At 44.8% G+C, this 24016-nt stretch carries 20 protein-coding genes; 15 read left to right on the top strand and 5 right to left on the bottom strand.

Translation table 11 applies throughout. The features are described 5' to 3' along the window. Nucleotides 1-63 precede the first annotated feature (63 nt). The 8 genes from PSBA01_RS00435 (at nt 64) to PSBA01_RS00400 (ending at nt 8116) form a co-directional block, all read left to right on the top strand. Entirely contained in the window at nt 64-1206 is a 1143-nt protein-coding gene (locus tag PSBA01_RS00435; RefSeq protein WP_071001353.1) for a ParB/RepB/Spo0J family partition protein, read from the top strand. A gap of 101 nt (nt 1207-1307) precedes the next feature. After that, nucleotides 1308-2021 (top strand): MotA/TolQ/ExbB proton channel family protein, encoded by a 714-nt coding sequence (locus tag PSBA01_RS00430; protein WP_071001354.1) that lies wholly within the window; start codon nt 1308-1310, stop codon nt 2019-2021. A gap of 72 nt (nt 2022-2093) precedes the next feature. After that, nucleotides 2094-2525, top strand: coding sequence for an ExbD/TolR family protein (locus PSBA01_RS00425; protein WP_058024949.1), 432 nt, complete (start codon nt 2094-2096; stop codon nt 2523-2525). A 76-nt stretch (nt 2526-2601) separates the two neighbouring features. After that, nucleotides 2602-4389, top strand: coding sequence for a lipid A export permease/ATP-binding protein MsbA (gene msbA, locus PSBA01_RS00420; protein ID WP_071001355.1), 1788 nt, complete (start codon nt 2602-2604; stop codon nt 4387-4389). Between the two features lie 66 nt (nt 4390-4455). Continuing rightward, nucleotides 4456-5577 carry a tetraacyldisaccharide 4'-kinase gene (gene lpxK, locus PSBA01_RS00415; protein ID WP_186474723.1) on the top strand — a complete coding sequence of 374 codons (1122 nt, stop codon included), beginning with the start codon at nt 4456-4458 and terminating at the stop codon, nt 5575-5577. A 45-nt stretch (nt 5578-5622) separates the two neighbouring features. Further along, a complete protein-coding gene (gene kdsB, locus PSBA01_RS00410) occupies nt 5623-6435 on the top strand; it encodes a 3-deoxy-manno-octulosonate cytidylyltransferase (protein ID WP_186474722.1) in 813 nt (270 codons plus the stop codon). Between the two features lie 86 nt (nt 6436-6521). Next, nucleotides 6522-7652: a DNA polymerase III subunit delta' gene (locus tag PSBA01_RS00405; protein ID WP_071001358.1), complete on the top strand. Its 1131-nt coding sequence runs from the start codon at nt 6522-6524 to the stop codon at nt 7650-7652. Between the two features lie 116 nt (nt 7653-7768). Then, entirely contained in the window at nt 7769-8116 is a 348-nt protein-coding gene (locus PSBA01_RS00400; protein ID WP_058024954.1) for a PilZ domain-containing protein, read from the top strand. A gap of 123 nt (nt 8117-8239) precedes the next feature. On the opposite strand, the gene ppk2 is transcribed toward PSBA01_RS00400, so the two are convergent. Continuing rightward, nucleotides 8240-9289, bottom strand: coding sequence for a polyphosphate kinase 2 (ppk2, locus tag PSBA01_RS00395; protein WP_228724600.1), 1050 nt, complete (start codon nt 9287-9289; stop codon nt 8240-8242). Between the two features lie 232 nt (nt 9290-9521). Next, on the bottom strand, nt 9522-11150 hold the full coding sequence (locus PSBA01_RS00390; protein ID WP_071001359.1) for an acetyl-CoA C-acetyltransferase: 1629 nt from the start codon (nt 11148-11150) through the stop codon (nt 9522-9524). A gap of 566 nt (nt 11151-11716) precedes the next feature. Between PSBA01_RS00390 and PSBA01_RS00385 the strand changes: the two genes are divergently transcribed. From PSBA01_RS00385 to PSBA01_RS00370, 4 genes are all read left to right on the top strand, one after another. Further along, nucleotides 11717-13117, top strand: a complete 1401-nt coding sequence (locus tag PSBA01_RS00385) for a 3-oxoacyl-ACP reductase (RefSeq protein WP_058024956.1) — start codon at nt 11717-11719, stop codon at nt 13115-13117. Nucleotides 13118-13423: 306 nt separating this feature from the next. Next, nucleotides 13424-14335 carry a MaoC family dehydratase gene (locus PSBA01_RS00380; RefSeq protein WP_071001360.1) on the top strand — a complete coding sequence of 304 codons (912 nt, stop codon included), beginning with the start codon at nt 13424-13426 and terminating at the stop codon, nt 14333-14335. 129 nt (nt 14336-14464) lie between these two features. Beyond that, the gene (locus tag PSBA01_RS00375; RefSeq protein ID WP_186475384.1) at nt 14465-14989 is read left to right on the top strand and encodes a beta-lactamase hydrolase domain-containing protein; all 525 of its coding nucleotides are present in this window, start codon (nt 14465-14467) and stop codon (nt 14987-14989) included. Between the two features lie 154 nt (nt 14990-15143). Next, a complete protein-coding gene (locus PSBA01_RS00370; protein WP_416383506.1) occupies nt 15144-16583 on the top strand; it encodes a serine hydrolase domain-containing protein in 1440 nt (479 codons plus the stop codon). 56 nt (nt 16584-16639) lie between these two features. Here the strand turns inward: PSBA01_RS00370 and PSBA01_RS00365 are convergent, their stop codons facing one another. Further along, the gene (locus tag PSBA01_RS00365) at nt 16640-17887 is read right to left on the bottom strand and encodes a cation:proton antiporter (protein WP_186474721.1); all 1248 of its coding nucleotides are present in this window, start codon (nt 17885-17887) and stop codon (nt 16640-16642) included. 100 nt (nt 17888-17987) lie between these two features. Between PSBA01_RS00365 and PSBA01_RS13360 the strand changes: the two genes are divergently transcribed. Next, nucleotides 17988-18113 (top strand): hypothetical protein, encoded by a 126-nt coding sequence (locus tag PSBA01_RS13360; RefSeq protein WP_267448336.1) that lies wholly within the window; start codon nt 17988-17990, stop codon nt 18111-18113. Between the two features lie 31 nt (nt 18114-18144). Here the strand turns inward: PSBA01_RS13360 and ilvD are convergent, their stop codons facing one another. Further along, nucleotides 18145-20031 (bottom strand): dihydroxy-acid dehydratase, encoded by a 1887-nt coding sequence (gene ilvD / locus PSBA01_RS00360; protein ID WP_186474720.1) that lies wholly within the window; start codon nt 20029-20031, stop codon nt 18145-18147. A 192-nt stretch (nt 20032-20223) separates the two neighbouring features. Then, nucleotides 20224-20979: a hypothetical protein gene (locus PSBA01_RS00355; protein ID WP_228724599.1), complete on the bottom strand. Its 756-nt coding sequence runs from the start codon at nt 20977-20979 to the stop codon at nt 20224-20226. Between the two features lie 223 nt (nt 20980-21202). Here PSBA01_RS00355 and PSBA01_RS00350 point away from each other — a divergent pair, with 223 nt between their 5' ends. Beyond that, the gene (locus PSBA01_RS00350) at nt 21203-21646 is read left to right on the top strand and encodes an HIT family protein (RefSeq protein WP_186474719.1); all 444 of its coding nucleotides are present in this window, start codon (nt 21203-21205) and stop codon (nt 21644-21646) included. 317 nt (nt 21647-21963) lie between these two features. Continuing rightward, complete coding sequence (locus PSBA01_RS00345) at nt 21964-24009, top strand: BCCT family transporter (protein WP_186474718.1); 2046 nt, start codon at nt 21964-21966, stop codon at nt 24007-24009. Nucleotides 24010-24016 lie beyond the last annotated feature (7 nt).

The following is a 24016-nucleotide window of genomic DNA, read 5'->3' as shown; positions in this document are numbered from 1 at the left end:
GTATTTAGTAAGCCGCAGCAGTAATCAATTGGCTTTTATTTTAGCGTTAGAGGATAGGTAATCATGGCGAAGAAAAGAGGGTTGGCTGCCAATCGAGGCTTAGATGCCTTATTAGGGTCAATCAAGAAAGAAAAGCAAATCACCGCCTCTGCCTTGCAAGATGATATGGCTGCACGCGATGTGGCCGTGCCAGCTGAAACGCTAGACACCAACATGCCTGTGAAAACTGCCCCCGTCGATGCGGCTGCGCCCAAAGCCAGTAAAAAATCGGCTGCAAAATCCACTGATAATGACACTACTGTCAGTAATAGTACTCGTTCATCACGTGTGACAAGCAAGACGGCTATCAACAAAACGCGTGGTAATAGCACAGACGTAAACGCTTCAGAGGATCAAATCAGCCTCGTGCAGATCGATGTCACGCGTCTACAAGCAGGTAAGTATCAACCGCGCCGTGACATGAGTGAAACGGCACTGGCAGAATTGGCATCTTCTATTGAGCAGCATGGCGTGATGCAGCCCATCGTTATCCGCCCATTGCTCGCCAATGAAGATAAGAGTGAAGTATTTGTCACTCATGAAATTATCGCTGGCGAACGTCGCTGGCGCGCGGCAAAAATGGCGGGTAAGTCGGTTATTCCAGCGATTGAGCGTGCGTTATCTGATGAGCTTGCTATTGCATTGGCCTTAATTGAAAATATCCAGCGTGAAGATCTATCGGTGATCGAGCAGGCAGCCGCGTTGCAGCGCTTTCATACAGAGTTTGGTATGAGTCACGCCATGATTGCTGAAGTGGTAGGCAAGGCGCGTACAACGGTATCGAATTTACTACGTCTAAATCAATTGCATGATACGGTAAAAGATCATTTGGCAAATAGCGCACTAGACATGGGTCACGCTCGAACGCTTTTAGCATTGTCTTCTGAGCAGCAGCCAATCATTGCACAAAAAATCATCGATGGCGGTATGACGGTGCGAGAAGCTGAAAAGCTGGTCAAATCCATTTTGAACCCTGTACCCAAGGCTAACCGTGTCGAACAAGCACAGTCTCGTGACGAAGAGCGTCTCACGCAAAGATTGACAGATATGTTGGGTGCTGAAGTCAAGCTTAAGCACAAAAAAGACGGGCAGGGTAGTGTTGAGATCTTTTTTCACAGTCAAGACCAGTTAGCTGCTTTGATTAAACACATAGAAGCACAGGCTTAAGACAATACGCAAGCTAGTAGGACTGATTTATTAGTAACGACTATTTACGTATAAATCCATCTACGTAATAACTGTTTTTAAAAATATGGAAGAGAGCAAATATGTGGGAGTTAGTAAAGGCAGGCGGCTGGCTAATGACACCTATTGTCGTCTGCTCTATATTGGCATTGGTTATCATTATTGAGCGTAGTCATACATTGCAATTTAGCAAGACTGTGCCTAGCAGACTGCGTGAGCAGCTCATCACTCGCCTACGCGAAAATGGCGATATCGGCCGTACACAATTGATGAATGTCAAAGAGAAGACAGCGCTTGGTGATATTTTGGCAACGGGGCTGCTCTATCGTCAGTACGGCCTAGAGTCTATGACCATGCATATGCAAAATCGTGCTAGCGTACAAGTCCACCAGCTAGAAAAAAATATCAATATGTTGGGTACAATTGGTGCCATTGCGCCATTGCTTGGATTATTAGGTACGGTATTAGGTATTATTTCTTCATTCTTAGCGATTACTGATGGTGCGATGCAAGATCCAACAATGCTTGCTGCTGGTGTCTCACAAGCACTAATTACCACGGCTGCTGGTATGATCGTCGCCATCCCAGCGCTTGTCGCGTATCGATACTTTCAGCGGCGTATCATCGACATCAATGCACAGTTCGAGACTCAAGCAGGGCTGATGATTCAAGAGCTATACGACTACCAATTGCTCGACAATACTTACGTAGCGGCACCTGCTAATAGTATGACTACTATTGATGAGCGTGCTACTGATCGATTAGATGTAGATAAAAGCAATATGGCGACAATATAATTGTCATAGTTTTGATCCTGAGTTTGATGCTCAAAGTACGTTCGTAATAGCAGGTAAGTAGAAGAGATTCATATGCGCTTTAGAAAACCGACTGTTGAGCCGCTTGAAATTAATCTGACGCCCATGATTGATTGCTTATTGTTTTTAATCGTCTTTTTACTACTGGCTACTTCTTTTAATCATTTTAGTCGTTTAAATATTATCCTTCCTGAAGCAGAAGGTGTGGCGCAGACAGAGCAAAAAAATAGTATAGAAGTAGCTGTACAAGAAGATGGCAGTTATTTGGTGAATGGTATTACGCTTGCTAGTAGTAACGAGGCTGAACTGACCAGCATGTTGCAGCAAGAAGCAGGAAGCAATCGCGATATGCTATTTGTCATCGCAGCGGATGCCAACGCTACCCATCAATCTGTCGTACGGGTGATGGATGTTGCTGGTAAACTCGGATTTTTGAACTTAAATATCAGCACCGTTGTCCCACTTGGTCAAACTTTGCCGCAATAATATTTGCCGCATCATTACTATAAACTGTGTATCAAGCACAGCCCATTCATGTCATGACACCTACATTGAGGCTTTTATGAGCCAAGCTTATACACCTGACTCTACAAAACCTTCTGCTAAAAAACCTTCAGCAGCCCCGTCTAATCCGCCAAAAAGTAAAACTTTACTGCGTCTATTAAAATATCTAAAACCGTATTGGTGGGCTTTGCTACTGACTGTTTTGGGCTTTGCTATCAACGCAGGGACTGAGATTTGGATTGCCAAGCTGTTGCAATACATTACTGATGCCATTAACCAAAGTGATCGAAGCAAACAGGCGTTATTTCCATTACTCATCATTGCGCTATTTTTCGTACGCGGTCTGGGCAGTTTTTTGGGTAACTATTACTCGGCTTTGGTCTCACGTAATTTGGTTTATGAGCTGCGGGTCGAGGTTTTTAATAAGCTACTGCGCTTGCCAAGTTCATTCTATTTGGCCAATCCTGCTGGTACGATCTCATCCAAGTTGATATTTGATGTTGAGCAAGTCACGGCAGCCAGTACAGACTCAATGAAGACCTTGCTGCGTGATGGTTTGACGGTTGTGGCATTGATAGGGTTTTTGCTTTATAGCAACTGGCGCTTGACTCTAATTCTATTTGTCGTATTGCCACCAATACTATGGCTCATTCGCATTGCCTCCAAGCGTTATCTTAAGCTCTCTAAAGGTATCCAAAAAACGATGGGTAGTGTCAGTCATATTACCAATGAGGTCATCAGTGGCTATCAGGTGGTAAAGAATTATGGCGGACAAGCATATGAAGCCGAGCGCTTTGATAAGACTTCAAAAAAGAACTTACGTCAAGGCATGAAGGTGGTCGTCACCAATAGCATCAATACCCCAGCGGTGCAGCTGCTGATGGCGATAGCGATGTCGGTGGTGGTATGGCTTGCATTGAGACCTTCAGTTATTAGCGGTATTTCAGCAGGAGAGTTCATATCCTATATTGCAGCGGCGGGTTTACTGAGTAAGCCGGTCCGTTCATTGACTGATGTCAATCAAAAACTGCAAAAAGGTATTGCTGCTGGTGAGTCGATTTTTGCATTACTTGATGAGCCAGAAGAAGAAGACACAGGCACTATCAGCAAGGCGTTATCTGGTCAGATGTCTTTGGATAATATCAGTTTGGTATATCCAGATTCGACAGTTGCTCTACGTGATTTTACGTTAAATATAAAAGCAGGCGAGACGGTTGCATTGGTAGGACGAAGCGGAGCAGGCAAGTCCTCCTTGGTTAATCTCTTAACGCGTACTTTAGAAACCTCTTCAGGACAAATTACCTTAGATGGTGTGCCGATAGACCAGATTAAGCTAGAGAGCTTGCGCGCACAAATTGCGATGGTGAATCAGCAGGTTGTACTATTTAATACCACAGTATTTAATAACATTGCTTATGGGGGATTGGCCAACAAGAGCCAAGCTGAGGTCGAGGAGGCTGCAAAAGCGGCTTTCGCGCATGACTTTATCATGAAAATGCCAAACGGCTATCAAAGCGAGATTGGGGCCGAAGGGCTCCAGCTGTCTGGCGGCCAGCGTCAACGACTATCTATTGCTCGCGCGTTGTTAAAAGATGCGCCGATTCTGATTTTGGATGAAGCCACCAGTGCGCTTGATAATGAGTCAGAGTATTATATTCAGCAAGCGCTCGATAACGTCATGAAAAACCGTACGACGCTAGTGATTGCGCACCGCTTAACGACTATTGAATCTGCGGATCGTATTGCTGTGATGGATGGTGGTCAGATAGTTGAGCTTGGCACTCACAATGAGCTGATGCAGCTGCAAGGCCATTATGCGCAAATGTATGCTCGAGACTTTGAGTAGAATAGATTTATTTGATAAAGCGTCAACGCCTAAGCAGCGAATCGATAGGATACATGGCAATTATTCATGAGTATTGAAACGATAATTACTAATGCATGGCAACGTAAGGCCGCTTGGTTATGGCTGTTGCTACCTATTAGCTGGCTTTATGGACTGATCACCTTGCTTCGTCGTCACGCTTATAAAGTTGGGCTGCTATCAAGTTATCGCGCACCTATACCCGTTATGGTTATTGGTAATATCAGTGTGGGTGGTAGCGGCAAAACACCGTTAATTATCGCCTTGGTCAATCACTTGCAAAAACGAGGCATAAAAGTCGGCGTCATCAGTCGCGGTTATGGTGGTGATACGAGCCAAATGCCAGCATTGGTCAATGCCACCAGTTTGCCTAACGTAGTAGGCGACGAACCATGTTTGATTGTTCATATGACAGGCGCTGCCATGGCAGTATGTCCCAATCGTCAGCAAGCAATTACTACCTTGTTGGATGCTGAACCTGATTTGCAATTAATTATCGCTGACGATGGTTTGCAACATTATGCGCTCAAGCGGGATATAGAGTGGATTGTGGTAGATGCCGCGCGAGGGTTTGGTAATGAGCAATTATTGCCAACCGGATTTTTGCGTGAGCCAATGTCACGACTAGAAGGTGCTCATGTGATTTATCATGACAAGCCAAAAACAGACTCGGCTAAAAGTAGTAATAAGCCACAGAGCTCTGAGCGCTTGAGCATGCATTTGCAAGCTGATGAATTGCAACATCTATGGAGTCCTCAATCACCTATTAAGCAAATAGATAATGTCGTTCCTGCCAGCAATAGTAGAGTACACGCAGTCAGTGGTATCGGCTATCCACAGCGTTTTTTTGATACGTTGGAGTCTCTTGGTTTTGACGTGATAGGGCATCCTTATCCTGATCACTATGACTTTAGTTTGACTGAGCTGTTGCAATACAGCGATTATCCTATCGTCGTTACTAGCAAAGATGCGGTAAAAATAAAAGCATTGCTGTCAGACTATACGGCGGAGCAAGCAACAAGTGATGAGTATGCACAGCTCATTAGCAGGTTGTGGGTTTTGCCTGTGACGGCCGTATTATCCGATAACTGTTATCATCATCTAAACCAGCAATTAAAAGCTTTGGGTATTGAGGCTGACTCTGATGTTGGTACAAAAACGCCATCATAGATAATACTCAATACGTCAAACTGACACAATTTTTAGGAATAAACCATGTCGCTTGTCACCACACCTGCCAAAACCCATATTGTGATTCCTGCACGCTTTAAGAGCACACGGTTACCCGGTAAGCCATTATTGAGCATTCATGGCAAACCGATGATACTTTGGGTGGCTGAAAAGGCAAAGACAGCAACCTTTGCTGACGATATGTGTATTGCAACTGATGATGAGCGCATTGCAAAGGTCTGTATCGATGCCGGTTTTGATGTCGTGATGACAAGTTGCGAGCATGCTTCAGGCACTGACCGCTTGGCGGAAGTGGCGGCTATCAAAGGCTGGGCTGATCATGATATTGTGGTCAATATGCAAGGCGATGAACCGCTTGTACCTCCCTTACTGCTTGAGCAGGTGCAGGCGCTTTTGGTAGCGGATGAGGCCAGCGTCATGGCGACACTCTGTGAGCCTATCAATGATTACGATACGTTCCAGCGAGCTTCTGTGGTAAAGGTAGTCAGCCAACATACGAACAATTTGCAGCGCGCGCTTTATTTTAGTCGCGCACCAATCCCTTTTGATCGTGATGTCGTATTGGCGGATGACAATCAAAGGCAGCCACCAAAAAATGCGTATCGTCATTTGGGTTTATACGCCTATCGCGTTAGTCTATTACAGCAGTTTGTGCATTGGCCACAGACGCCACTTGAGCTACTCGAGAGTCTGGAGCAGCTACGAGTGCTAGAAAACGGTAAGCTTATCGCCATTGCAGAGGCCGCCTGTCAACTGCCGGCTGGTGTCGATACCCAAGAGGATCTAAACCGTTTAAATGCCATGCGCTTGGCTGATTTTCAAAACCCCGCTAAATAATGGTTTGAGCAAGCGCTCGCACATTATCCAGAGTATCATTAGCGTGCCGCATCCTAAATATCTAAAAACGTGATAGAGCTATTGTTATGAATGATCTGACAGCAAATGTAGGCGCGCAAGAGCGTTCAGATAGTATCTATTTTGCGCCCTTATTGCCGTGGCAACAGACATTGTGGTCGCAATTGACGCAGCGAGTATTGACTCAGCAGTCCTTGCCGCATGCATTGCTCGCTGCTGGTATGCAGGGAATGGGTAAACACGCCTTTGTATGGCGGTTGGTGGCTTGGTTATTATGCCGCGAGCATGATACGAATCCACTAGGCGCATGCGGCACGTGTGAAAGTTGTCAATGGCTCAAGTCGGGTACTCACCCAAGCTTGCAAGTGCTGCCAATCGTGAGTATGCCAATCAATGCGGATAGCGACACCCTCCAAGACAAATCAAGCAGCGCAAAAGACAAAAAAGCCACTAAGAGCACCAGCAACAGCGCGATTAAAATCAAAGTGGATGACATTCGTGCCTTGCAGCCTTTTATTTATCAAGGCGGGCAAGGGATGCGCATCTGTGTGTTAGATCATGCTGAGCAAATGACCGTCGCCGCTGCCAATGCGTTACTCAAAACCTTGGAGGAGCCGCAAGCGCAAGTTCATCTATTTTTAATCAGTGACACGCCTGCTCAGCTGCTTCCGACCATCAAGAGCCGTGTACAACAGCTGGCATTACAGACTATTGAGCCCGCTGTTGCTATCGATTATGTGACAAAAGCGCTCGGTCATACCATCAATCGTGAAGCCGTCAGTAAGATGGCGATTGAGCAGTTGATACAATTAGCAAACGGCGCACCTCTCGCTGCGGTAGCATTGGCACAGGCACCGTGGTACAGCAAACGTGCACTGTGGCTGACCACATGGCAGGCACTGCGAAGTGGTAAACGTAGTAGCGTAGCGGCAAGTGATTATTGGCAAAAACAGCTGAGTATTAAAGAGTTTATTCAACTGTCTGAACGGATGCTCCTAGACATAAAGCGCATCTGCCTAGGACTGAATGAATTACAAACAGATATCAACCTATCAGAAGCATTAGCCTCTTATCAACCCGATGCTCTCAATCTAGAAGTATTCGGCGATAGTTTGCAGCAAACCAAAGTTGCACTGCAACAAAATGTGCAAGAAAAATTTGCCTATGATAAGCTAATGCAAGAATTGGCCTGCTTGTAGGAGTGGTGACATAGCCTTTGTGAGCTATTGAAACTTATTGATATAAATTGCTTTTGTTTATATCTCACAATCATTTATAAAAATATATTTGACCCAATTGATAAAGGAAGCTGATTATGGCAATGCCAGGACGCGGCGGGATTTTAACCTGCCATATTGAGACTATCGAAACGTTGTATGCCAGCTATCTGTCTTTTGTGAACAATGGCGCTTTGTTTGTGCCCTCTGATCAGCCGCAGCAATTGGGTAATGAAGTTTTTATTGCTGTTACACTGCCCAACTCTAGTGAGCGTTTGCCAATGAATGGTAAGGTTGTTTGGATCAACTCCAAAACGCAGAGCGGTCGACCAGCAGGCTTTGCTGTGCAAATTGGTAGTGATATCGCAGGACAACGAATCAAGAACGAAGTTGAGCGTTTATTGGCTGGTAAAATAGATAGCCTGCAATCCACTTATACCATGTAGCCCATACCACTTAACCCAAAAACCTAGGCGTCTTTATCGATGGTCATCATGGCTATATTGTATGATTAATAAAAAAGCCTTATAACTGTATAAGGCTTTTTTTAGGATATATATCCATGAGTGCTAGTAGCGCGACGGTACGTACATATCATCAGGAATAGGCTCGCGGTAGTATTCGTCATCACGTTTGCGACTGGGCAATTCAACTTCCTCACGAGGTATCTCTTTATAAGGAATCTGGTCGAGCAGATGTGCAATACAGTTGAGCCTAGCGCGCTTCTTATTGTTGCCTTCAACCACCCACCATGGGGCCTCAGGGATATGAGTGCGCTCAAACATGGTCTCTTTTGCTTTGGTATAATCCTCCCAGCGCCTACGGGATTGTAAGTCCATCGGCGAGAGTTTCCACTGTTTTAGCGGATCGTATATTCGGCTCATAAAGCGTGCATGCTGCTCATCGTCAGTAATAGAAAACCAGTATTTCACCAAGCGAATGCCTGATCGCACAAGCATGCGTTCAAACTCTGGCACTGACTGGAAAAATTCCTCATATTGCTCATCAGTACAAAAGCCCATGACGCGCTCGACACCGCCGCGATTGTACCAACTACGATCAAACAAAACGATCTCACCTGCGGCTGGTAGATGCGCGACATAGCGCTGAAAATACCACTGGGTTTGCTCGCGTTCAGTAGGAGCAGGTAAGGCGGCAACACGGCACACGCGTGGATTTAGCCGCTGAGTGATACGTTTAATGGCCCCACCTTTGCCAGCAGAGTCTCGCCCTTCAAAGATAACGACGATACGCTCACCATTTGCGACCACCCAGTCTTGCAGCTTAATAAGTTCTCGCTGCAATCGTACCAACTCATGGAAATAGGTACGCCGATCCAGTTTTTCTTGCTCACTCATCTCACGACCATTGAAGCGAAAGTCACGTGCATAGTCATCTATTTCGTTTTCTAGCTCTTCATCGTAGGTATCGATAAGGTCTTGATGCATTTTTCGACGTAGCTCATCATCAAGAATGTCTTTTTCGATGCGCTCAGCCAAGATGGCTTGTTCTCGGTTGTATTGATCTAATTGCTCCTGGGTGGTGAGTGATTGAAAGTCAGTGGTTGTAATGGGTTTTGTCGTTACCAATTTATCAGAGCCAAAAATGATTTGTCTCATTTTTCTTAATAGAAACTTTTTTTTAAGTAGAAATTCTGTCTTACCCATAAATATTACCTTTGTTTGGCGTGTCAGCTTTTTTAAGAGGCTACTATCTAGGTCGGTTCTATCATAGCAAAGTACAGACAATAAAAAATGCCCTTTAACTATTTAAAGGGCATTTTTTATGAGAATAGATGAGCTGATAAAAATGATGAATCAAGTACTCATTTTCATTCGTTACTTACCGAACTTATTTTTCTAAGATGCAAGTCACGCCTTGACCACCGGCTGCGCAGATAGAGATTAGCGCACGGCCTGAGCCTTTTTGGTCAAGTAGTTTTGCGGCGGTGGCTAGGATACGACCACCGGTCGCGGCAAATGGATGGCCTGCTGCTAGCGATGAGCCATTCACGTTTAGCTTGCTGCGATCGATCGAGCCTAGTGGCGCATCAAGACCTAGGCGCTCTTCACAGAATGTCTCATCTTCCCAAGCGGCGAGTGTCGATAGCACTTGTGAGGCAAACGCTTCATGAATCTCATAGAAATCAAAGTCTTGTAGCGTGAGGCCAGCGCGCTCAAGCATACGCGGTACCGCATAAGCGGGTGCCATGAGTAAGCCTTCGGTAGTACCAGATTTACCGATAAAGTCTACCGCTGCTGTCTCTTGGTGCACGATATAAGCCAGTGGTTTTAGACCATGCTCTTTTGCCCATTCATCAGTACCCAATAGGACACAAGATGCGCCATCAGTCAGTGGCGTTGAGTTAGCAGCAGTCATCGTTGGATTGGCGTTCTTTTTGCCAAATACTGGCTTTAGCTTACCCAGTTTCTCTAGCGTGGTGTCTGGACGTAAGTTGTTATCACGAGTCAGACCTTTGTATGGGGTGATCAAGTCATCAAAGAAACCTTCGTCATAAGCGCGTGCTAGGTTTTTGTGACTGTTAAAGGCAAGCTCGTCTTGAGCTTCACGAGTGATGTTCCACTCAAGCGTGGTGATGGCTTGGTGCTCGCCCATCGATAGACCAGTGCGCGGCTCGCCATTTTGCGGTGAGTCAATCAAGTCTTTTGGATTTAGACCCATCAATGCCTTTAGGCGTTGCTTGTTGTCTTTGGCGGCACCAAGCTTGATCAGTACTTTACGCAGACCATCACCAATAGCGATAGGCGCATCTGAAGTAGTATCTACGCCGCCTGTAATGGCTGAATCGATAATACCCAGTGCGATTTTGTTCGCAGAAGCAAAGGTCGCTTGTAGGCCAGTTCCGCACGCTTGTGAGATATCATAGGCTGGTGTGTGTGGGTTCAGCGCTGTGTTCAATGTTGCTTCGCGAGTCAGGTTGATATCGCGGCTTAGCTTCATAACGGCACCAGCGACCACTTCGCCGATGACTTCGTCTTGTAAGTTGTAGCGCTCAACCAAGCCGTCTAGAGCCGCAGTCAACATATCTGTATTGCTGACGTCAGCGTATGAGCCATTTGAGCGAGCAAATGGAATACGGTTACCACCTAAGATTGCCACACGATTCTGGTTTGTAGCAGGTTTAGTTGTACTCGCTTTTTTAGTTGCAGTCGCTGGTTTTTTAGCTGCTGTGGTTTCTACTTTTTCATCATCTGGTTGTTTGCTAGTGGTATTTTTAGTCTCTGAGTCGTTGGTATCAGTTCCTTTAGCGTCAGATTTTTTAGTAGCTGGCGCTTCTTTTTTTGTGTTGTCAGCTTGTGTGCTATCAGCCTTGGTATCGTTGGCCTTAGTATCAGCTTTAACGTCAGCAGTTTTAGCAGGTTCATTGTTTTCAGCAATTTCTTGTGGTTTTGCATCGCTGGCTTTAACAACAGTGCTTTCGACAACTGGACTATCAGGGTGGTTATTTTTATTACTCATAATATTATCCTTAAAAAGTATGGGCAGAAAAGTTGAAGGGTAAAAATAAAAAGTGGCAAAGTCATGTTAAGCAAAAATCAAATATTATCATTTATCGCCTAGTGTCGCTGTGTATGATAAGTCGTTTTGTGCTCGTTTAATGTATGTCTTTAGCAAACGATGTGTCGCTTGTATAAGTTCAATGACAGCTTTAAGCGTACTGGTTAAGGCGCTGATAGACTGACGAGTACCAACGAATATCAGATAGTAGCATTGCATAATGATATGTTTGATAATATATTGTTATCAATAATTATGTTTGCCATAACTTATACGTCAGATTTTAACATGTTATGATGGTCAGTAAGTGGGTAAAAAGTCGTCAGCTTGTATACTGACTTGTTTACAGATTGTTGTAGACATTGTCTGTTTTTGGACATGTTTTTAATGGCAGTGTATAGTTTGGCCAGTTTTAAAATGATTTACCAAATATCAATAATTACAATGTTGATGAGTCTATATAATAGGCGTATTACATTTAGTGTTTATTATTATTTCAACCATTCATTATTTATAGGGAATATATTATGTCAGACCGTTATGGTGATTTTGTTCAATCTTCTATTGGTAAAAAAGTCGCAAAGAACTTAGGTTTGCCAATGCCAGCGACGCTTGATCGTTTTGAAAGCGGTGAGCGTTTGGTTCGTGGCAGTGTACTAGTTGGCCGTGCTAATGGTGAGGACAAAAGCATTAGTGAATCTGTTGCACGTATTTTGTTAGATGTGCATGCTGATGTATATGTAAACAGCAGTGATGATGTTAAAGACGCCCTTGCTGATGCAGGCGTTGAAGCAAAAGCCAATACAGGTGGTGACGATCAGTTCAAAGTATTGCTTTTTGATGCAAGTAATATCAGCAATGCAGATCAGCTAAAAGAAGTGTACGAGTTTTTTCATAGCGTTGCGCGCCGCGTTGAAAAATCAGGCCGTGTGATCGTTATTGGTCGTACGCCAGAGGACATCACTGATATCGAAACTGCCATGGCACAACGGGCACTTGAGGGCTTTGTAAAATCAGTAGGCAAAGAGTTCAAGCGCGGCATTACAGCTCAGCTTATCTATGTAGAAACAGGCGCTGAGCAAAACCTAGACTCGACCTTACGCTTTTTTACTTCAGCACGTTCAGCTTATGTCTCAGGACAAGTGGTACGCGTGAGCAAGGGCGACTCAGTTGATGTCGATTGGAATCAGCCTCTAGGCGGTAAAACGATGCTAGTGACGGGCGCAAGTCGCGGTATTGGCGAAGCAATTGCTCGCGTCTTGGCTCGCGAGGGCGCGCATGTAATCTGTCTTGATGTACCGCAGCAGCAAGCTGACCTACAAAAAGTTGCTAGCGAAATCAGTGGCTCTGTATTGACAGTAGACATCACTAGCGATGACGCTGGTGCAGAAATCGCAGATGCGGCGCAAAAGCGTGGTGGTCTGGATTCAGTCATTCATAATGCTGGCGTGACACGTGATAAGACATTGGCCAGAATGGATGAGAAAAAGTGGGATATGGTCATCGATATTAACTTGGGCAGCATTGCTAAGCTGAATCGCTACTTGCTTGATAATGACGTGCTAAAAGAAAACGCCCGTATCGTCTGTGTGTCATCTATTTCAGGTATCGCTGGCAACATGGGTCAGACCAATTATGCCACTTCTAAAGCGGGTGTTATTGGCTTGGTTAATGCGACTGCTAAGCAGTTAGAAGACAACGCAAAAGGCATGACCATCAATGCAGTAGCACCAGGGTTTATCGAAACACAAATGACGGAAGCGATTCCGTTTGCTATTCGCGAAGCTGGTCGTCGTATGAATTCAATGAGCCAAGGCGGTTTACCAGTTGACGTGGCTGAGACCATCGCATGGTTGGCTTCACCTGCTTCGGGTGGCCTAAATGGCAACACAGTTCGTGTTTGTGGTCAAAGCTTACTTGGCGCATAATACTGATTTGTTGGTGAGACTGTGTGGCAAATGAGGAGAAAGTAGCGTGATGGTATTATCCCTTGTTTTTGATTTGCCTCACATATGCTTACGAAATATTTGCTGATAATTTGTAATAAAGCTGCCCACGGGTGGCTTTTTTATGATAAAAACACAAGAGCCATCAGCCAAACTATTTTTTGCTATTAAAGATACTTGCAAAATTGATTGAATATAGTACTCATTGATAATAGGTATCAGTCAATGACTGCTTAATGTCTTTAGATACGTTAAAAATCTTGTTCAAGCCACATTTAGGATTTACTTATGCCAGACACCCATTATGACGCGTTGCCAAAAGCGCACACTACCTATGCCAATATTGTCAAAAGCTTACTACCGATTGGTAACAGCGGCAAAGTCAGTAAAGATCAATTGCCACAGGCCACCTATTACGTCGATGATTTGCATATCGATCATGATAATCTAAACGACTATCGTAAAATTTGTGGCTTTGCTGATAATAGTAAAGTTCCAGCGACGTACTTTTCAGTACTATCACAGACTCTACAGATGAATATGATGGTCAAAGAGCCGTTTCCGTTTGCGATGTTGGGTCTGGTACACGTAGACAATAGCGTCACGCAGCATCGTCCTATCGGTGAGCGCGAAACGGTGTCCATGTCGGTCACTTTTGATAACTTGCGTGACCATGCTCAAGGTCAGCAATTTGACTTTGTCACCACGGTCAAAGCAGAGGACAAAGTGATCTGGGAAGGAACGTCAACTTACCTATCACGCAGCAAAAAAACGGCCAGCAGTAAAGATAAAAAAAGCACGCCGCGTCCAGTTGCTGTGAAGCCAGAAGTAGGTAAAAAAGACGTACACAGTATTTTTGAAGTGCCAGAAGATATTGGTCGCCGTTATGCTTTTGTGTCAGGTGACTTTAACCTGATTCATTTGCACCCACTATCAGCACGCGCGTTTGGCTTCCCTAAAGCGATTGCACACGGCATGTGGTCAAAAGCCAAGTGTCTTGCTCTAATGGATGAGCTGCCTGATGCTTATACCGTTGATGTTTCTTTCAAGTTACCGATCTTTTTGCCAGCAGAAGTAGAGCTTATTGCGCAGCCAATCGCTCAGCTTGAAAGTGTCGGCGATACCTGTGATTTTGGCTTATATAGCTCCAAAAACAGTAAGCCACATTTGGCGGGTGTCGTGACGTTAAATAGCAAGTAGCAAGCATTGTACGACGTATTCAAACCGATATCTTAATAGCCATATTTAACCAACACGTTTATCATTATGACTGCACAAAACATGAATTCACAAAATAGCGCGACAATTACGGATCAAGCTGACAGATCAATGACTATTGATACAGTAGCTGCTAATGACAACGCTGTCACTGATATCTCAAGTGATGATCATAGCGATTCTGACAATGGTGTTGATTTGTCCGCTGTCTTTGAGCCTTATTTTCGTCCGGATGCCAATACTATTGTGTGCGGCGCGTTAAATGAGGAAAAAGTCGCCGCTCTAGCAAAAGCTGGCGTTGAGTTGGTGATTAATTTGCAGTCAGAGGATGAGTTGAGTTTTAATGAATCAGCTGCCGTTGAGCGCGCAGGAATGAGCTATGAGCACCTGCCTATTAATGGCGCTGAAGAGCTAAAGCAGCTTAAAATATTGGCTTTTGATAATATATTGCGTCAGTATCATGGTAAAAAGATGGCCATACACTGTGGTTCAGGCAACAGGGTAGGGGCTGCCATTGCACTACGCGCAGGCTGGTTGCGTGGTCGCAAGATGGATACGGCTATGGAGCGTGGACGCAGTCACGGCTTGACCAAGCTTGAACAAGAAGTCCATAATCGCTTGCTAGTACCGCGCTAAATTATCATAATAATTGAAGCATAAAAAGGCGACCGATAGGTGGCCTTTTTTATTGGTTATCAATGCATTTATACTGATCTCCAATATCTCTATAACGCATGTACCCAACTGATTTCAATACGAGGTCAGTTCACAATACTGGAGCAAGGTAGCAATGATGGACGACAACAAGCAAAATAATGATAAAAATATCGATACATCTATGAGCATAGATTTACAACGCCGCTTACAGCAGTTATTGACAGACTTACAGCTAGATGACGCGCCAGCTGGTGGTGCTGTGGTTGTGTATCAGGCAGGCGAGTGTATTGCACAGGCAAGTACAGGTATGGCGCGTTTGGATGCATCATGGCAGTCTGATACGCTTGCCATCAATTTTTCTACCGGTAAAGGCATCTTAGCGACGCTACTGCATGTATTGGTTTCGCAGCAGCTGCTTGGTTATGATGTGCCTATTGCTCACTATTGGCCAGAGTTTGCCGCAACAGGTAAAGACAAAATTACCTTGCGACAGGTGATGTCACATCAGGCGGATTTGTTTTCGATCACCAGTATCGATGTCGATAGTGACACGATGCTCGATTGGCGCGTTATGCTGAATCATATTGAAGGAATGCCTATCACAGCACCTGAGGACGCCGCTGTATATGACAGCGCTTATAGCGCGTTGGTCTATGGTTGGGTACTTGGCGGTGTGATAGAAGCCGTAACGCATATGTCATTAGCCGAAGCTTTACGTCAGTATCTAACCGAGCCTTTAGGTATTGCAGACAGTTGCTATTTTGGTGTACCAGATAGCAAAGTAGATCAAGTAGCAAAGCTTGCCAAAGACTTTGAGTCATCAAATGAGGATAGCGTACAACTGCGTAACAAGCGCCAAAAACCAACCCTAAAATCCGACTCACCAAGCACCTTACATACTTATGCAAGTCTGCCTAGCTATTATTGCTGGCAACAGAAAATGCTCAATGATGAGCGTACAGCTGAAACGCAAAGTAGCCTTAACGACGATCTGGACGATAAAAATATTGATAACATACAACCTGTATTAAATACTGCGCGTATTAATAGCCTATATTTTAATACCAGTCAGCTCAATCTTAAAAACTATAAAGCAGCGCTCATTCCTGCCGGAAAACAAGCACTTGATTATCACAATCGCAAGACACTACAGGCAATCATTCCCGCTGCTAATGGCGTCGCTTCAGCGGATGCGCTAGCCACTATCTATGCTATGTTGGCCAATGGTGGGGTTTGGCAAGGGCAGACGCTAATTGATAGTGCTACGTTTAAGCAGCTCTCCGCAATACAAGTCACAGGCCTAGATGCCGTCATGCCAGCACCTATGCAGTGGCGACTGGGCTACCACAGATTATTCAGTATATGCAGTGGTAACGACACTATCGATAATAGCATTGATCCAGCATTATCAGGGTTTGGGCACATGGGATATAACGGCTCAGTCGCTTGGTGTGATCCTACGCGTCAACTGTCATTTGCCTTTATCCATAATTTTGACACCACCATGCTCAATGATATCCGTCAGTTTGCATTGACAGAAGTGGTTTTGAGCTGGGTTGATGAAGTACGCTGATAAAGGCAGTTCTATAAATGAATCCACTTTATCAATGATAATAGCAGCATGAATGGTTAATGATGCTCTTTTGGTGTCATTTTAAGTAGCCTTGTTGCGCTCAGACCATGGATGAAGATGGAGGTCAGAATCACAATCGAGCAGACAATCCAGAGTTTGAGTGCATCATCCTCAGCAAAGAAATCTGTGTTGAGCGCATAAGACAGATAGTACAAAGTACCAATACCGCGTATACCTAGTGCTGAAATTGCGTATTTTTCAGTACGGGGTAAATGAAGTCCTGATAACGCGATAAATCCGCCAATAGGACGTATGAGGAGCAGGAAGGTAAAACTCACAATATAGACACGCCATGTTAGCTCAACACCAGCTTGCAAACCTTGACCCAAGAACATACCAAAAATAACCAGTACTAACGACATTAACAAACCTTCTGATTGCTCAGCAAAATCGTGTAGTTTTTGATGGTAGGAGTGCTCACATTCTGAACGCCTAAATGCAAATGCAGCGACGAAAACAGCGATAAAACCATAGCTGTGCACATACTCTGCGACACCATATGCCACCAAAGTCAGAGCAATAACTACATATCCTTGCGATATCGTGGTCTCACGGGTGTGTTTAGAAAATACTGCTTTGGCCATCGCCTTACCAACCAGCACACCAACCAATACCCCTGCGCCAATCTTCCACAAAACATCATGGGTGAACCATGACCACAGCATCTCACTGGTAAAAGCGTTTCCTTCACTAAAAGCTTCCGCAATTTTAATCGCCAAGTAAACAAAAGGAAAAGCCAATCCGTCGTTTAACCCTGCTTCTGAAGTCAACGTAAAGCGAGGTGTGTCCTCTCTTCCTGTATTAGGGGGGCCCACCTGAATACTAGAAGCCAGAACAGGATCGGTAGGTGCTAATACCGCACCCAGCAAAATAGCAGCGCCAAGGCTCAAGCCAAAGGCATAATAGCCTAACCCTGCCATCGCAAAAATACCGATGGGCATTGTAATGAGTAAGAGCCTAACCGTCGGCCGCCACAGCTGCCAAGAGAAATCAGTATCAATTTTGATACCCGCACCAACCAACGAGACTAAAATGACAATTTCAGTCAGTTTTTCGATGATTATTCCATTATTGATAGGGTCCAAAAACGATAGAGACGTCCACCAGTAACCCATCATTAGACCGAAACTCACTTGTAGCATAGGCAATGATATCGAGGTGCGTTTAAAGATAACAGGAAACAATGCCCCTAACAAAAAGGCGATACCGCAGATTAATAAAAATAAATTATAGTTTTCAATCATAAGGTTTTCGCACGTTGTTATATTTTAAGGATTTGTTTTGAGAGGTTGGCTTTCGATATTGATAATGGTTGGTATGGATGTTTAATATCTAGCCTGCAATATGACTTATCATAACGATAAAAAAGAATTATTACCGAAAGAAATAGTTATCAGAACGACAGATGCGTTGTTTTTTGGTGAAAAAAAAAGCCTGCATGGCGCAGGCTTGATAGATTTTTATAAGTAAGTTATGAAAACGAAGGGTTTAGATAGCGTTCTTAGCGCTCAACTTGGCTTACGTCGCGCACAGCGCCAGTGTCCGCACTGGTCGTCATTGCAGCATAAGCACGTAATGCCGGCGAGACATGACGATCACGACTGACGGGTTTCCATGCGTCGCGACCGCGTGCTTCCATAGCTTCTCGGCGTGCGGCCAAGTCTGCATCACTGACTTGCATGTTGATAGTACGATTTGGAATGTCGATGTGAATGCTATCACCTTCTTCAACCAGACCAATGGCACCGCCTTCAGCAGCTTCTGGGCTGACATGACCGATTGATAGACCGGATGTGCCACCAGAAAAACGACCATCAGTGAGTAGGGCGCATTCTTTACCCAAACCTTTTGACTTCAGATACGTCGTTGGATAGAGCATCTCTTGCATACCAGGGCCACCTTTAGGGCCCTCATAGCGGATGATGACCACATCGCCTGCAACGATTTTGTCGTCTAAAACTGCCGCGACAGCCGCATCTTGTGATTCAAAAATACGCGCGCGACCGGTAAAGGTTAAGATACTCTCATCGACACCAGCGGTTTTGACCACGCAGCCACGTTCGGCAATATTGCCATACAGTACAGCCAATCCACCATCTGCAGAGTAGGCGTGTTCGGCACTACGGATACAACCTGACTCACGGTTGACGTCAAGGTTTGACCACTCTTTTGATTGTGAAAACGCCTCGGTGGTGCGAACGCCACCCGGTGCAGCAAGGAAGCGCGCGCGTGCCTCATGGTTATCATGATTCATGATATCCCACTTATCAATCGCTTCTTTCATTGTCGTACTATGGATGGTCGGCACGTCAGTTTTCAACAATCCCGCACGATCAAGTTCAGCCAACAACGCAAAAACACCGCCCGCACGATGCACGTCTTCCATATGGAATTTTTGTGAGGCAGGGGCTACTTTTGCTAGGCAAGGCACACCGCGGCTTAAACGGTCAATATCAGCCATTTTAAAATCAATCTCAGCTTCATTGGCCGCAGCAAGTAGATGCAAGATCGTATTGGTTGAACCCCCCATGGCAATATCTAAGCTCATTGCGTTCTCAAAAGCGGCTTTGGTCGCGATTGAGCGTGGTAATACTGAATCATCATCTTGCTCGTAGCGACGTTTCGCAAGCGAGACAATAGTGCGTCCCGCTTCCAAAAACAGCTCACGGCGTAGTGAATGAGTAGCGAGTAGCGAGCCATTACCCGGTAGGGCCAAGCCTAACGCTTCGGTCAAGCAGTTCATCGAGTTGGCTGTGAACATCCCAGAGCACGAGCCGCAAGTCGGACAGGCTGAGGCTTCGATAGTGGCCACGTCCTCATCACTGATGCTGTCATCAGCCGCGTCCATCATTGCATCAACGAGGTCAAGCTTACGAATGGCACTGTTATCATTACTATCGGTATTGTGGCTCTTACCGACGGTACTGGCTAGGATTTTGCCCGCTTCCATTGGGCCACCTGAAATAAATACCACAGGTATGTTAAGACGCATTGCTGCCATCAGCATACCGGGGGTGATTTTGTCACAGTTAGAAATACAAACCAGCGCATCTGCACAGTGGGCATTGACCATATACTCGACAGAATCAGCGATCAAATCACGGCTTGGTAGCGAGTACAACATACCGCTATGGCCCATCGCAATACCATCATCGACCGCAATGGTATTGAACTCTTTTGCAACGCCGCCTGCTTGCTCAATCTCACGGGCGACCAGTTGTCCAAGATCTTTTAGATGCACATGGCCGGGTACGAATTGGGTAAAAGAGTTGGCAATCGCAATGATTGGCTTGCCAAAGTCGCCGTCAGTCATGCCAGTGGCACGCCATAATGCGCGCGCGCCTGCCATATTACGACCGCCGGTAGAGGTTTTTGAGCGATAATCCATGTGATATTCCTTACAAATAGGCGGGGTTGTTAAAATCTGCACCCTCAGTTCTGATAAGGATAGTGTGCTTTTTATAGAGGGTGAGGACTAGTGAATAATACTAATTCATTACCATACCATTAGATATGAATAATAAAAAATCATGTGCCAATAATAATGAAGTTATAACCATAAAAGATGGGTAAAAATGGACTATTCAAGACGCGCTAAGATGGCTTTTTCAAACCAAGGTAGTTCAGCTTTATCGGCTTCTAGCTTCATAATAACTGCCAGCGCATGGGTGGCCAGTAGTTGTTGATAGTCACCACTTGCCTCAATCGTCAATAGCGATTCGGCAGGTAGCTCTTGCGTATTAGAGTTTTGCTCGTCAATACTGATTAATATCTGCTTATTATTTTTATAAAGGACGTCTACACGACCAAAAAACTGCCAGTCTTCAAAAGCGGCAATAATAGCGTCGGCGGCATCCTTAGTATAGATTTGCTGCGTCTCTTTGCTCGTATTGGTCCAATGTAGGCGTACGGCTAACTGCAATGCCTCACTAAATACCACCAATGAGCCCATAATTTTTACATGCCAAGGACTGGTCAGCAGCTCCTCGTCAATGCCAATTAACTGAGCCGCTTCACGAGCTGACATAGGTGTATTGAATTGAAGCAGTAATTCAGGTGTAAGCGGATGCGACCGCTTGACGGCATCGTCTAAGCTATCATAATGATACAGAAAAGGCAGTGGCAAATCTTGCGTGACGGTCTTTTTGATGATTTTACAGTTGTGTATCTGCCAGCTAATCGCCTTGTCAGTCAAAGCTTCTGCTAAGATGATAGCGTTTGGATCGATAGTTTTAGTACCGCTTTCACTCTCAATATCAGAGTGTTCTTCCTTATTATCAAGGGTTATAGCAGTATTATCCATATCTGTTTGAGTTGGCAAAGTAGACGAATCCATAAACATAGCGTTATTAAAGTAGAGGGTTAATATAACATTTTAAGGGCATGGCCCGCCAATAAATTAGTGGGATAAGCTAGGGAGTGTACAGCTTGATTTTATCAACGACGGAAATGATAGCAACTTGTACTAAACTTATATTTCGTCCACTATATGACAAGCGCTCTAAACCATTTTAAAAGCTGTTAAGCATCCAACAATCAAATAATCAAAGGAAAAAATAATGACTGAAGTAAATCAAAAGACTGCTTATGACGACAATAATATCTTTGCCAAAATGTTAGATGGTGATATTCCTTGTCATAAAGTCTATGAAGACGACAAAACCCTTGCTTTTATGGATATCATGCCGCAAGCCGAAGGTCATGTATTGGTGATACCTAAGCAAAAAGCGGTAGATTTGGTAGATCTTGAGCCAGAGTATGCCGCTGCTGTCCTGATGACTTCTAAAAAGGTTGTGCAAGCACAGCGTCAAGTGTTTGAGCGTGAAGGCGTTATTCAGATGCAGTTGAATGGCTCACAAGCCGGTCAAACGGTTTTTCATTATCATGTGCATTTGATTCCATCGAGTATTCATGAGTTAGGACGTCATGCAGTAACGCAGGCGGATCAAGGTGAGCTTGCAGATATTGCTCAGCGACTTGCTACAGCTATTAGTGCTGCCTGATATCGAGGTATAAATTGCTAGGATGATAGGTATATAAGATTGAAGGGCAACTAACAAGTTGCCTTTTTTATTGCCTAGTAATCATTGTGTAATAAACGTTAAGTTATTGTTGTAAACACGCGTTTATCTTGGGATTTGGCTAAAGTTTATGTTACATAGTATTCCCATCTATACAGAATGCGTCGGTATTATTGCTAACGTGCTGTTTTAATATTGATGACATCTATTGTTTGTAGATTGATATCTACTATGTTGATGAGTATCAGGAATAGGATTCTTTATCACTTATTTTTATGGATTTGAGGATACCACTGCTTATGAGTAACGGTTCACGCTCTACCATTTTACTACCAGTCTTTATACCCGCAGCTGTGATTATGATGCTGTTGGTCATCGGTACCGCCATCAATCCTGAGGCAGCAGGGGCTTTGTTTAGCGATGTGCTTAGCTTTACGACCGAGACATTCGGCTGGTTTTATATGCTGGCAGTGGCGCTGTTTTTGATGTTTATTATTGTACTGGCGTTTTCGTCTTATGGCAGTATCAAGCTGGGCCCTGATCATGCTGAGGCGGAATACGGATTCCTTGAATGGTTTGCCATGCTGTTTTCGGCAGGTTACGGCATTGCCTTACTATTCTACGGGGTTGCCGAGCCAGTCATGCATTTTTCTAGTCCGCCAATGTCTGATCCTCAGACCATTGCGGCGGCAAAAGAGGCGATGCAAATTGCGTATTTCCATTGGGGTTTTCATATTTGGGCGATTTATGGTGTTGTTGGTTTATCACTGGCGTATTTTGCGTTTCGTCATGGTCTACCATTATCAATACGCTCGACACTGTATCCGATTATTGGTGACAGGATTCATGGCCCTATCGGTCATACGGTCGATGTGTTTGCGATATTGGGTACGATGTTCGGTATTGCTACCAGTCTTGGTCTGTCAGTATCGCAAATCAATGCAGGTCTAAACTACTTGTTACCTGATATTATCCCCGTGAATACTACCATACAGGTCGTGGCGATTGCATTAGTGACATCAGCAGCACTGGTGTCCGTATTGGCAGGGATGGACAAAGGGGTAAAACGCTTGTCTATTCTAAATATGGTATTGGCAACTGCGCTGATGGTGTTTGTATTTGTAGTAGGGCCGACGATCTTTATCCTAAATGCCTTTATGGAAAATACGGGTAGTTATTTGGGTAATATCGTTGAGCGTACCTTTAGCTTACAAGCGTATGAGAATAGCGATTGGATCGGTAGCTGGACCTTATTTATCTTTGCATGGACGATTGCATGGGCCCCCTTTGTCGGTCTGTTTATTGCCAAGATTAGCCGTGGTCGTACCATCCGTGAGTTTGTACTCGGTGTGATGTTGGTGCCAACGTTCTTTACATTCTTCTGGTTTTCTGTATTTGGTGATACTGCCCTACATATGATTATGGTCGATGGCTATAACTCACTCATTAGCGAGGTACAAAACAACCAAGCGATTGCTTTATTTAAGTTATTAGAGCGATTACCGTTTACCGAATTTGTGTCGTCATTGACTATTTTGTTGATTATTACGTTTTTTGTAACGTCATCGGATTCTGGCTCATTGGTGATCGATTCGCTAGCGGCTGGTGGGCGTAGTGATACGCCATGGTGGCAGCGCAGCTTTTGGGTAGTGACTGAAGGGGCCGTTGCCGCGGTGCTTTTGATTGCAGGCGGTCTCACAGCGCTACAAACGGCAGCAATCGTTAGTGCACTACCATTTGCGATTATCATTCTGATCTCCATGTTCGGTATGTGGCGCGCATTGCGTATCGAGGGACATCGTAATCAAAGCCTCGATCAAAATAACAAACTACCGCCGCACTTACTTAAACCGTCTGCATGGCGTGAGCGTATTGATTATATGACCGACAAGCCGACGCGTGAAAAGGTCTTGAACTACATCAAAGAAGTGGTGATGCCTTCGATGATGGAAGTGTCGTCTAAATTTGCAGAAACCGGCTGGACGACTGAGGTGAATTATGATGCAGCCAATAACCGTGCCGTGCTTGAGTTGCAACGTGGTGACGATGTCGAGTTTTGGTATGAGGTACGCTTGTCTGAACATGAAGCGCCTGATTATTATACTGAAAGCAGCGCCGACACCTTGCCGCAAGAGCACCATCATCGCGCTGAGGTGTATCTGCGCCGTGGTGGTCAGACCTATGACTTATACGGCTATAAGTCTGAATCAGTGATCAATGATATCATCGATCAGTTCGAGAAGTATTTGCACTTCTTGAATGTGTCACCTGATAGCCTACCGTGGCGTATGCAAGCGCATGATGATGCTATCACGCTAGAGCAGGGCAGTGTGCTTGATAAATAATGAATAG

It is taken from the genome of Psychrobacter sp. KCTC 72983 (assembly GCF_014280455.1).
Taxonomy (GTDB): Bacteria; Pseudomonadota; Gammaproteobacteria; order Pseudomonadales; family Moraxellaceae; genus Psychrobacter; species Psychrobacter pacificensis.
The sequence above is the reverse complement of the archived record's forward strand: the minus strand, read 5'-3'. Positions and strand labels throughout refer to the sequence as shown.